This window comes from Sphingomonas sp. PSPC2-2, assembly GCF_049897725.1.
GTDB lineage: Bacteria > Pseudomonadota > Alphaproteobacteria > Sphingomonadales > Sphingomonadaceae > Sphingomonas.
In genome coordinates this window covers 179,168-191,164 of the sequence record NZ_JAFCWU010000008.1, presented here as the reverse complement: position 1 = coordinate 191,164, position 11,997 = coordinate 179,168, and the positions used below count along the sequence as shown (strand labels likewise).

Annotated in this window: 11 protein-coding genes; all 11 read left to right on the top strand. The window is 65.0% G+C overall.

Features of this window, described 5'->3' with window-relative positions; genetic code table 11:
• Positions 1-167: 167 nt before the first annotated feature.
• On the top strand, positions 168-752 hold the full coding sequence (rimP, locus tag ACP7BY_RS15435; RefSeq protein WP_405052971.1) for a ribosome maturation protein RimP: 585 nt from the start codon (positions 168-170) through the stop codon (positions 750-752).
• Entirely contained in the window at positions 752-2,362 is a 1,611-nt protein-coding gene (gene nusA, locus ACP7BY_RS15430; RefSeq protein ID WP_033964442.1) for a transcription termination factor NusA, read from the top strand. Before rimP ends, nusA begins: the two co-directional genes overlap by 1 nt.
• Positions 2,362-2,592, top strand: a complete 231-nt coding sequence (locus ACP7BY_RS15425) for a tautomerase family protein (RefSeq protein WP_033964443.1) — start codon at positions 2,362-2,364, stop codon at positions 2,590-2,592. Before nusA ends, ACP7BY_RS15425 begins: the two co-directional genes overlap by 1 nt.
• 69 nt (positions 2,593-2,661) lie before the next feature.
• A complete protein-coding gene (locus ACP7BY_RS15420; protein WP_033964444.1) occupies positions 2,662-3,414 on the top strand; it encodes a DUF448 domain-containing protein in 753 nt (250 codons plus the stop codon).
• Positions 3,411-6,194: a translation initiation factor IF-2 gene (gene infB / locus ACP7BY_RS15415; protein WP_137902677.1), complete on the top strand. Its 2,784-nt coding sequence runs from the start codon at positions 3,411-3,413 to the stop codon at positions 6,192-6,194. Before ACP7BY_RS15420 ends, infB begins: the two co-directional genes overlap by 4 nt.
• Before the next feature lie 195 nt (positions 6,195-6,389).
• A complete protein-coding gene (rbfA, locus tag ACP7BY_RS15410; protein ID WP_033966354.1) occupies positions 6,390-6,791 on the top strand; it encodes a 30S ribosome-binding factor RbfA in 402 nt (133 codons plus the stop codon).
• Between the two features lie 48 nt (positions 6,792-6,839).
• The gene (locus ACP7BY_RS15405; protein ID WP_033966353.1) at positions 6,840-7,418 is read left to right on the top strand and encodes a thymidine kinase; all 579 of its coding nucleotides are present in this window, start codon (positions 6,840-6,842) and stop codon (positions 7,416-7,418) included.
• A 16-nt stretch (positions 7,419-7,434) separates the two neighbouring features.
• Positions 7,435-8,139: a site-2 protease family protein gene (locus tag ACP7BY_RS15400; RefSeq protein WP_033966351.1), complete on the top strand. Its 705-nt coding sequence runs from the start codon at positions 7,435-7,437 to the stop codon at positions 8,137-8,139.
• A complete protein-coding gene (truB, locus tag ACP7BY_RS15395) occupies positions 8,136-9,119 on the top strand; it encodes a tRNA pseudouridine(55) synthase TruB (RefSeq protein ID WP_137902678.1) in 984 nt (327 codons plus the stop codon). The genes ACP7BY_RS15400 and truB overlap by 4 nt, the downstream gene beginning before the upstream one ends.
• A gap of 19 nt (positions 9,120-9,138) precedes the next feature.
• A complete protein-coding gene (gene rpsO / locus ACP7BY_RS15390) occupies positions 9,139-9,408 on the top strand; it encodes a 30S ribosomal protein S15 (protein WP_010406799.1) in 270 nt (89 codons plus the stop codon).
• A gap of 174 nt (positions 9,409-9,582) precedes the next feature.
• Complete coding sequence (pnp, locus tag ACP7BY_RS15385) at positions 9,583-11,958, top strand: polyribonucleotide nucleotidyltransferase (protein ID WP_137902679.1); 2,376 nt, start codon at positions 9,583-9,585, stop codon at positions 11,956-11,958.
• Positions 11,959-11,997 lie beyond the last annotated feature (39 nt).

Sequence of the window (11,997 nt, the reverse complement as noted above, 5' to 3'; positions counted from 1 at the left end):
TTTTTCAAAAGCACTACCGTCGTCCCCCCTGAGTTGTTCCGCCACGCAACGGCGTGACATGCAGGATGGCTTGCCAGCGCCGCTCTACGCGCTTATACGACGCATATTCTCTACATCGCCAGGTGAAGAGGCTGGAGCCACCCGGTTCCGGCAGCGAAGACCTTTGCATGGGACATATCTTGGCCGACAAGCCCGACCTGACTGCGCTGATCGCCCCCGAAGCCGCTGCGCTCGGCTTCGATCTTGTGCGCGTGAAGCTGTTCGGCGGCAAGGGCGACCTGACCCTGCAAGTGATGGCCGAACGCCCCGATACGCGCCAGCTCACGATCGAGGATTGTGCCGATTTGTCGCGCCGTATCTCGGACGTGCTCGACGCGCTGGAGGCCGAGGGTCGCGATCCGATCACCGAGGAATATCGCCTCGAAGTGTCGTCGCCCGGCATCGACCGCCCGCTCACCCGGCTGAAGGATTTCGCCGACTGGACCGGGCATGAGGCGCGGATCGTGCTGGCTGCTCCTATTGAGGGGCGCAAGGTGCTGACCGGGCTGCTCAAGGGCGTCACCGACGACCGCATCACCATTTACGTGCAGAAGCATGGCGAGATGGAGATTACCTTCGCGCAGGTCGGCACCGCCAAATTGTTGCTGACCGACGCGCTGATCGCCGCCACCCGGCCGCTGTCGCTCGACGGCGCAGACGAGATTGAAGACGAACTGGTGCCCGAAGGCACTGAAGACGAAGGACTGAACTGATGGCCACCGCCGTTACCGCCAACCGCGCCGAGCTGATCGCCATTGCGAATGCCGTCGCGACCGAGAAGATGATCGACAAGGGCATCGTCATCGAGGCGATGGAAGACGCGATCCAGCGCGCCGCCCGCGCGCGCTACGGTGCCGAGAACGACATTCGTGCAAAGCTCGACCCCGTCACCGGCGACCTGCGCTTGTGGCGCGTCGTCGAAGTGGTCGAGGCGGTCGACGATTACTTCAAGCAGGTGAACCTGAAGGAAGCGCAGAAGCTCCAGAAGGGTGCCGTCGTCGGCGATTATATCGTCGACCCGCTGCCTCCGATCGAATTCGGCCGCATCGCCGCGCAGGCCGCCAAGCAGGTGATCTTCCAAAAGGTCCGCGACGCGGAGCGCGAGCGCCAGTTCGAAGAATTCAAGGACCGCATGGGTGAGATCATCACCGGCGTGGTCAAGCGCGTCGAGTTCGGCCATGTCGTCGTCGATCTGGGCCGCGCGGAAGGCGTCATCCGCCGCGATCAGCAAATTCCGCGCGAAGTGGTGCGCGTCAACGACCGCATCCGCTCGCTGATCCTCAACGTCCGTCGGGAAAACCGGGGCCCGCAGATTTTCCTCAGCCGCGCCCATCCCGACTTCATGAAGAAGCTGTTCGCGCAGGAAGTGCCCGAAATTTACGACGGCATCATCGAGATCAAGGCTGCGGCCCGCGATCCGGGTTCGCGCGCGAAGATCGGCGTGATCAGCCATGATTCGTCGATCGATCCGGTCGGCGCGTGCGTCGGCATGAAGGGTAGCCGCGTGCAGGCGGTGGTGCAGGAAATGCAAGGCGAGAAGATCGACATCATCCCGTGGTCGCCCGACACCGCGACCTTCGTCGTCAATGCGCTGCAGCCGGCATCGGTCAGCCGCGTGGTGATCGACGAGGAAGAGGACCGCATCGAAGTCGTCGTCCCCGACGATCAGCTCAGCCTCGCCATCGGTCGTCGCGGCCAGAACGTGCGCCTCGCCTCGCAGCTGACCGGCAAGGCGATCGACATCCTGACCGAGGCCGATGCCAGCGAGAAGCGCCAGAAGGAATTCGCCGAGCGCACCGAGATGTTCCAGACCGAGCTCGACGTTGACGAGACGCTGGCACAGCTGCTGGTAGCCGAGGGCTTTGGCGCGCTGGAAGAAGTCGCTTATGTCGAAGTCGACGAAATCGCCTCGATCGAAGGCTTTGACGACGATCTCGCCGCCGAATTGCAGAGCCGCGCGTCCGAAGCGCTCGAACGCCGCGAAGCCGCCAATCGCGAAGAGCGCCGCGCGCTCGGCGTTGAGGACGATCTTGCCGCACTGCCGCACCTCAACGAAGCGATGCTGGTCACGCTCGGCAAGGCCGGGATCAAGACGCTCGACGATCTCGCCGATCTGGCGACCGACGAGCTGATCCAGAAGAAGCGCCAGGAACAGCGCCGCCGCGCCGAGGATGCGCCCAAGCGCGCCGAGGACAAAGGCGGGGTGCTCGGCGAATATGGCCTGAGCGAAGCGCAGGGCAATGAGATCATCATGGCCGCGCGCGCGCACTGGTTCACCGATGAGGAAACCACCGACGCAAGCACGGAGGCGAGCGAAGCCTGATGCCGTTCGTCAGCATCCGCCTTGCCGGCACGGCGACCAAGGACCAGAAGTCCGCCATCGTCGCCGATGTCACCCAGTCGCTGGTACAGCGGCTGGGGAAGAACCCGGCTGCGGTGCAGATCGTGATCGAGGAAGTGAGCCCGGAAAATTACGGGGCGGGCGGGCAATTGATCGCCGACCGTGATGCGCCCAAACCGCAGGAGGACGCTCATGCGGAATCCTCGCAATGACACGCTAGCGGTTCAGACACCGACGTTCGAACTTCACGTTCTCTCCTGCCTGAAAGGGAGGGGAGTGCAATGACCGAAGTCGCGACCACTGACGATCCCACCGGGGCCATCCGCCGCTGCATCCTGCTCGGTGAGCGTGCACCGCGCGAGGCGCTGGTGCGGCTCGCATTGTCGCCCGACGGGCATGTGTTGCCCGACGTGCGTGCCAAGGCACCCGGACGCGGCGCATGGATCGGCGTGACGCGGGCCGAGTTGGAAACCGCGATCACCAAGGGCAAGCTGAAGGCCGCACTCGCGCGAGCATTCAAGACCGGCCCGGTGCTGATCCCCGACGATTTGCCCGCGATGATCGCCACCGCGCTCGAGCGCGCGACGCTCGACCGGCTTGGCCTCGAGGCGCGCACCGGAAATTTGGTGACGGGTGCGGAAAAGATCGAAACCGCAGCGCGTTCGGGCAAGTTGCATCTGCTGCTGCACGCCAGCGACGCCGGTGCCGATGGCAACCGCAAACTCGACCAGGCCTGGCGCATCGGCAACGATGAAGAGGGCAGTTCGCTCAGGGGCTTGGCACTACCGGTCAGCCGCACCATATTGGCCGTGGCCCTGGGGCGGCAGAATGTGGTACATATCGGCCTAACGGAGCGCGATGCGGCGCAGCGGGTGAGCGAAACGCTCGACCGCTGGCTGCATTTTATCGGACCCCACCCCGCCCTCGTGCCTTGCGAAACACCGTCGCAGGGCGCATCGGCGCTTATATCCAACCCAGCGGGAAGTGGCGCTCCCGTTGCGGCTGACGAAGACACATGCGAGGAATTTGAGTGAGCGATACCGACAACGAAAAGCCGAAACTCGGAATGCGTCAGCCCTTGGGGCTCAAGCGCACGGTCGAGACCGGCAAGGTCAAGCAGAGCTTCAGCCACGGGCGGTCGAACACCGTTGTGGTCGAGGTGAAGCGCCGTCGCGTGCTCGGCCCCGGCGGTGCGCCGGTCGAGGCCGCCGTTGTCGAGGATGCGGCTCCGGTCGTAGCCGCTCCGCCTGCCCCGCCCGCGCCGCCGCCGCGCCCGGCCCCCGCGCCGGTCTCGCCGGGCAATTCCTTGCTGTCGCGCCAGGAACTGCAGGCCAAGCTGCTGCGCGAAGCCGACGAAGCGCGCATGAACGCGCTGGAAGAAACGCGTCGCCGCGAAGAGCGCGACCGGCTTGAGGCGCAAGCCGAAGAGCGCCGCCGTGCCGAGGAAAACCGCCGCGCAGGCGATGCGCCCGATAGCCCGGCTGCGCCCGATCCCACGCCGCAGCCCGCGCCCGAGCCGGTCGCTCCCGTGGCGGAAGCCTCGGCTCCGGTCGAGGCAGCGCCAGCGCCAGCCGCGCCGACACCTGCGCCCGTGGCAGCAGCGCCCGCTCCAGCTCCGGTCGCAGCAACGCCCGCTCCTGTCGCCGCGCCAGCACCGGCCCCCGCGCCAGCCGCTCCCCCGCGTCCGCTCGGCTTGCTGCTCGATCCCTCGCTGCCGGCACCACGCCTGTTCACGCCAGTGCCGCGCCCCGAGCGTCCGCGTCCGGCACCGCCGCCCCCGCCCGCCCCGGCAGCCGAGGCCGCGCCAGCGCCCACGAGCGGCACGGCCGGTGCGCCCAAGCGCCCCGCCGTCGGCGTTGCGGCTCCCGCCAGCGAAGCGCCTTCGCGTCCCGGCCAGCGCGACCGCAAGGGCGACGAGCGTCGCGGCGGCAAGCTGACCGTCAACCGTGCGCTCAACGATGGCGATGGCGCGCGCGCGCGTTCGCTCGCCGCGCTCAAGCGTGCCCGCGAAAAGGAAAACCGCCGGATGGGCGGCCCACGCGAAGCGCAGGCAAAGCAGATTCGCGACGTCGTGGTGCCAGAAGCGATCACCGTCCAGGAACTCGCCAACCGCATGGCGGAAAAGGGCGCAGATCTGGTCAAGACGCTGTTCAAGATGGGCATGCCCGTCACGATGACGCAGACGATCGACCAGGACACGGCCGAACTGCTGGTGACCGAATTCGGCCACAACATCGTCCGCGTCAGCGATTCGGACATCGATATCGCCGTCGAAACCGATACCGATGCCGAGGACACGCTGCGTCCGCGTCCGCCGGTCGTCACGATCATGGGCCATGTCGACCACGGCAAGACCTCGCTGCTCGACGCTTTGCGCGGCACCGATGTCGTGAAGGGCGAGGCTGGCGGCATCACCCAGCATATCGGTGCCTATCAGGTCACGCTGAAGGACAAGTCGAAGGTCACCTTCCTCGACACGCCGGGCCACGAAGCCTTTACCGAAATGCGCCAGCGCGGTGCCAATGTGACCGACATCGTCGTGCTCGTGGTGGCGGCCGATGACAGCATCAAGCCGCAGACCGTCGAGGCGATCAACCACACCAAAGCGGCCGGCGTGCCGATGATCGTGGCGATCAACAAGGTCGACAAGCACGACGCCAATCCGCAGAAGGTGCGCGAAGCCCTGCTGCAGTATGAAGTCGTGGTCGAGGAAATGTCGGGCGACGTCCAGGATGTCGAAGTCTCGGCGCTCAAGAAGACCGGCCTCGACGAGTTGATCGAGAAGATCCAGCTCCAGGCCGAATTGCTCGAACTGAAGGCGAACCCCGATCGCGCGGCCGAAGGCACCGTGATCGAGGCCAAGCTCGACAAGGGCCGTGGTCCGGTCGCGACTATCCTGGTCAACCGCGGCACGCTCAAGGTCGGCGACATCTTCGTCGTCGGTGCCGAGAGCGGCAAGGTCCGCGCGATGACCAACGACAAGGGCATGCAGATCAAGGAAGCGGGCCCGTCCATGCCGGTCGAAGTGCTCGGCCTGTCGGGCGTGCCGCGTGCGGGTGATCCGCTGTCGGTGGTCGAAAACGAAGCGCGTGCGCGCGAAGTTGCCGAATATCGCCAGGGCGTGATGACCAGCAAGCGCACCGGGGGTGGCCCGGCCAGCCTCGAATCGATGTTCAGCGCGCTCAAGGAAAAGCAGGCGATCGAATATCCTTTGGTGGTCAAGGCCGATACGCAAGGGTCGGTCGAGGCAATCGTGTCGTCGATCAACAAGATCTCGACCGATCTCATCAAGGCGCGCGTGCTGCATTCAGGCGTCGGTGGCATCACCGAGAGCGACGTGACACTGGCGGGTGCCAGCGGTGCGCCGATCATCGGCTTCAACGTCCGCGCCAATGCCAAGGCACGCGAAATCGCCGAACGCCAGAAGGTCGCGCTGAAATATTACGACGTGATCTACGACCTGATCGACGAGATCCGCGCCGGCATGGCGGGCGAGCTTGGCCCGGAGGCGTTCGAAACGGTCGTCGGCCGCGCCGAAATCCGCGACGTCTTCTCGGCGGGCAAGCACGGCAAGGCCGCCGGTCTGCTCGTCACAGAAGGCATTATCCGCAAGGCGCTCAAGGCGCGTATCACCCGGGCCGATGTCATCATCTACCAGGGCGAAATCGCCTCGCTGCGTCGCTTCAAGGACGACGTCGCCGAAGTGCGCGCTGGTCTGGAGTGCGGCGTGACCTTCACGTCGAACTTCGTCGACATCAAGCCGGGCGACTTCCTGGAGACGTTCGAAGTCGAACTGCGCGAACGGACGCTGTAATCTTCTCCCTCTCCCCTCCGGGGAGAGGGCAGACGAGCGAAGCGAAGTCGGGAGAGGGGCCGAGCGGAAGCGTTGGTTTTCGCTACAGCCCCTCTCCCCGGCCAGTGATGGGGCGACCGTGCCCCGCACGGTCGCGAACCGTCCGGGGGACGGTTCGACCCGTCACTCCCCGGAGGGGAGAGGGAGGAGTAAGAAATGCGCCCTACCGAAACGCCCGAAACCCGTTCCGTCCGCCTACTCCGCGTGGGCGAGCAAGTCCGCCATACGCTCAGCGACATTCTCGCGCGCGGCGATGTGCATGACGAGACACTGGCCAAGCATCCGGTGACGATCACCGAAGTGCGCATGTCGCCCGATTTGCGCCACGCAACCGTGTTCATGAAGCCCTTGCTCGGCAAGGATGAGGAAGCGGTGCTGAAAGCGCTGCGCACCAACACCGCCTATCTCCAGCGCGAAGTCGCCGCGCGCGTTCAAATGAAATATGCCGCCAAGCTCAAATTCCTCGCCGACGAGAGCTTCGACGAAGGCAGCCACATCGATAAATTGCTGCGCGACCCGAAGGTGGCGCGGGATTTGGGCGACCCTATCGAGGATTGAGCACAAACGACGCTGGACATCGTACTCGCTTCCGGCTTTCTGCCCGTTATGGCCAAGCTCTATTTCTACTACGCCTCGATGAACGCGGGCAAATCGACCAACCTGTTGCAGGCCGATTTCAACTATCGCGAACGCGGCATGCGCACCGTGCTGCTGACCGCCGCGATCGATGATCGCTTTGCCGCGGGGACGATCACCTCGCGCATCGGCTTGGCCGCCGATGCGATCGCGTTTGAGCGCGATACCGATCTGGTCGCCGTGGTCACGCGCGAAGGCGAGGCGCCACCCGCCTGCGTATTGGTGGATGAAGCGCAATTTCTCACCGCCGCCCAGGTCGACCAGCTCGCCACGCTGGCGGATTTCCACGGCATTCCCGTGCTCGCTTATGGCCTGCGCACCGATTTCCTCGGCAATTTGTTCGAAGGTTCGGCGCGCCTGCTGGCGATTGCGGATTCGCTGATCGAGATCAAATCGGTCTGTGCGTGCGGGCGCAAGGCGACGATGAACTTGCGCGTCGGGGCCGATGGCCGCGCGGTCGCGGCGGGCGCGCAGACCGAGATTGGCGGCAACGACCTGTACATTGCGCTGTGCCGTCGCCATTTCAGCGAAGCGCTCGCCGCCGCCTGATTTCGAACGGACCCCCATGACCGACCCCAATCTGCCCTACACCATCGCGGTGTGGCTCATTCCCCTCGTCATCGCGATCGTGTTTCACGAAGTCGCGCACGGCTATGTCGCGCGCATTTTCGGCGACCACACCGCCGAGCGACTCGGCCGCCTGACGCTCAACCCGCTGCGCCATGTCGATCCGATCGGCACCGTGCTGCTGCCGATGGTGCTGGCGATCGCACACGTACCGATCTTCGGCTGGGCCAAGCCGGTGCCGGTCGATGCACGACGGATGCGCAACCCACGCCGCGACATGATGCTGGTGGCGCTGGCAGGCCCGGCGACCAATTTCGTGCTGGCGACGCTGACGGCCTTCGTGCTGGCGGGTCTGTTGCTCGTGCTGCACGGCGTTCCAGCCCCGGTGCCCCCCTTCACCCTGGCGCGCTTCGCGGTCGATAATCTCGGGAATTTCCTGCAGATCAACGTGTTTCTCGGTATCTTCAACCTGATCCCGTTGCCGCCGTTCGATGGCGGGCATGTCGTGCAGGGCCTGCTGCCGCGCGCCGCCGCGATCCACTATGCGAAGCTCGCCCGCTACGGCTTTCCGCTGCTGCTCGTGCTGCTGTTCGTCCTGCCGATGATCAGCCCGCAGACTGATATCGTGCACCGCTTCGTCGCTCCCATTGCGGGTGCCGCCACCGACTTTTTCTTCGGCATCGCCAATCTGGGCGCGGCATGACCGGGCTGCATGGCTGGCTGATCCTCGACAAGCCTTTGGGCCTTGGGTCGACCCAGGGCGTCTCGGCGGTAAAGCGCGCGCTGCGTGCCGCCGGTTATGATGCAAGCAAACGCGGCATCAAGGTCGGGCATGGCGGCACGCTGGATCCGCTGGCGACCGGCGTCCTGCCGATCGCGCTCGGCGAAGCGACCAAGCTCGCCGGGCGGATGCTCGACAGCGACAAAGTGTATGACTTCACGATCGGGTTCGGCGTGGAGACCGACACGCTCGACCTCGAGGGCAAAGTCATTGCCGAGAGCGCGGTGCGCCCCACCCTCGCCCAGATCGAAGCGGTGCTACCGCGTTTCACCGGGCCGATCGAGCAGGTGCCACCCGCTTATTCCGCGCTCAAGATCGATGGTGAGCGCGCTTACGATCTGGCGCGCGCGGGGGCGGACGTGGTGCTGGCGGGACGGTCGATCATAATTCACAACCTCTTTGTCCGTCACCCCGGACGTGTTCCGGGGTCCACCCCGCAACACGTAGCGACCTTGCAGGCTGAAGAGTGGACCCCGGAACACGTCCGGGGTGACGAAGTCGAGTCCATCACCCTCACCGCCCACGTCTCCAAAGGCACCTATATCCGCAGCCTCGCGCGCGACATCGCCCGGGCGCTCGGCACGGTCGGCCATGTCACCATGCTCCGTCGCATCAAGGCCGGCCCGTTCACGCTCGACCACGCAATATCGCTGGACAAACTGGCCGATTTCGGTAATGCGCGCACCCTTGAACACAATCTCCTGCCGTTGAGGGCGGGGCTGGACGACATCCCGGCTCTATCCCTCTCCCCCGATCAGGCAGGGCTGCTCCGACAGGGGCGGGTGTTGATCGGGATCGCCGCAGATGATGGCCACTACTTCGCGATGCTGGACGAAAGTCCGGTCGCCCTGGTGGAGGTTCAGGACCGCGAGGTCCGCGTCATTCGCGGTTTCAACCTGTGACGATGTCGAAGGAAAGAACATGACGATCACTGCAGAGCGCAAGAACGCGCTCGTCAAGGAACATGGCCGCGTCGAAGGCGACACCGGCAGCCCCGAAGTCCAGATCGCGATCCTCACCGAGCGTATTCGCAACCTGACCGAGCACTTCAAGGGCCACAAGAAGGACAATCACTCGCGGCGCGGCCTGCTGATGATGGTCAACAAGCGGCGCTCGCTGCTCGACTATCTCCGCCACAAGGACGGCGCGCGATATACCGACCTCATCGCCAAACTCGGGTTGCGCAAGTAACTCGACCAGTACGGAAACGGCGCCCTCGCGGCGCCGTTTTCATATGTCCCTCTTTCGCCATTCCGCACTCCGGCGGCATGGCAGGGGAGCCACGAAAGGCTCCAAACCGCGCGGACCGGCTAGTCCGCACAGTGGCCCCGTCGGCATCCGGCCGGCGGTGTTGAAGGAAAAAAGATGTTCGATACCAAGACCGTGACCACCCAATGGGGTGGCAAGACGCTGACGCTGGAAACCGGCCGCGTCGCGCGCCAGGCCAATGGCGCCGTTATGGCAACGCTCGGCGAAACCGTGGTGCTCTGCGCCGTGACCGCCGCCAAATCGGTGAAGGAAGGCCAGGATTTCTTCCCGCTGACCGTTCACTATCAGGAAAAATATTCGGCTGCCGGCCGCATCCCCGGTGGCTTCTTCAAGCGTGAGCGCGGCGCGACCGAAAAGGAAACGCTGGTCAGCCGCCTGATCGACCGCCCGATCCGCCCGTTGTTCCCCGAAGGGTTCTACAACGAGATCAACGTGATCTGTCAGGTGCTCAGCTATGATGGCGAAAACGAGCCCGATATCCTCGCAATGGTCGCCGCCTCGGCTGCGCTGACCATTTCGGGCGTGCCCTTCATGGGCCCGATCGGCGCAGCGCGCGTCGGCTATGTCGATGGCGAATATGTGCTCAACCCGACGCTCGACCAGGTCAAGGAAGGCGATCTCGATCTCGTCGTCGCCGCGACCGGCGAAGCCGTGATGATGGTCGAATCCGAAGCCAAGGAGCTTTCGGAAGAGGTCATGCTCGGCGCCGTGCAGTTCGCGCACAAGGCGTGCCGCGAAGCCGTCAACCTCATCATCGATCTGGCCGAACAGGCTGCCAAGGATCCGTGGGAAATGGCCGCTCAGGCCGATCTCTCGGCTGCCAAGGACAAGCTCAAGAAGCTGATCGGCAAGGACATCGCCGCCGCCTATAAGGTGACCGACAAGTCCGAGCGGTCGAACCTGCTCAACGCCGCGCGCGCCAAGGCCAAGGAAGCCTTTGCCGATGCAGCGCCGCAGGACCAGATGGCCGCGCAGAAGCTCGTCAAGAAGCTCGAAGCCGAAATCGTCCGTGGCGCGATCCTGAAGGACGGCCAGCGCATCGATGGCCGCACCACCACGCAGATCCGTCCGATCGAGGCGATCGTCCACTTCCTGCCGCGCGCACACGGCTCGGCACTGTTTACGCGTGGTGAGACGCAGTCGATCTGCACCACCACGCTCGGCACCAAGGACGCCGAGCAGATGATCGACGGCCTGACCGGCCTGTCCTACGAAAACTTCATGCTGCACTATAACTTCCCGCCTTACTCGGTCGGTGAAGTTGGCCGCTTCGGCGCGCCGGGCCGTCGTGAAGTCGGCCACGGCAAGCTCGCCTGGCGCGCGCTGCACCCGGTGCTGCCGTCGAAGGACGAGTTCCCCTACACGATCCGCGTTCTGTCGGACATCACCGAGTCGAACGGCTCGTCGTCGATGGCGACGGTGTGCGGCGGTTCGCTGTCGATGATGGATGCCGGTGTGCCGCTGAAGCGCCCGGTTTCGGGCATCGCGATGGGCCTGATCCTGGAAGGCAAGAAGTTCGCGGTTCTCTCGGACATTCTCGGCGACGAGGATCATCTGGGCGACATGGACTTCAAGGTCGCAGGCACCGAAGCCGGCATCACCACGATGCAGATGGACATCAAGATCGCCGGCATCACCGAAGAGATCATGCGCAAGGCGCTGGAGCAGGCCAAGGAAGGCCGCGCGCATATCCTGGGTGAGATGAACAAGGCGCTCGCCTCGACCCGCACCGAACTCTCGGCCCATGCCCCGCGCATCGAGACGCTGCAGATCGACAAGAGCAAGATTCGTGAAGTGATCGGCACCGGCGGCAAGGTGATCCGCGAGATCGTCGCGCAGACCGGCGCCAAGGTCGACATTGACGATGAGGGCCTGATCAAGATCAGCTCGTCCGACACCGCGCAGATCGAAGCTGCGATCAAGTGGATCAAGGGCATCGTCGAGGAAGCCGAAGTCGGCAAGGTCTATGACGGCAAGGTCGTCAACCTGGTCGATTTCGGTGCGTTCGTGAACTTCATGGGTGGCAAGGACGGTCTCGTCCACGTCTCCGAAATCAAGAACGAGCGAGTCGAGAAGGTCGCGGACGTCCTCAAGGAAGGCCAGGACGTCAAGGTCAAGGTCCTCGAGATCGATCCGCGCGGCAAGGTGCGCCTGTCGATGCGCGTCGTCGACCAGGAAACCGGTGCCGAGATCGAAGACACCCGCCCGGCGCGTGAACCGCGCGAAGGTGGCGATCGCGGTCCGCGCGGTCCCCGTCGTGATGGTGACGGCGGCCGTGGCCCGCGTGGCGATGGCGGTGGTCGTGGCGAAGGCCGTGGTGATCGTGGTCCGCGCCGTGATGGCGACGGTGGCCGTGGCCCGCGTCGCGATGGCGGCGGCGAGCGCGCACCCCGTGCAGAGCGTTCAGGCGGCAATGACGACGGCCCCGCGCCCGAGTTCGCGCCGGCCTTCCTGACCGGTGACCGCGACTAAAACCTCCGGCTCTTACGGAGGAAGAAGGGGCTCGGAGCG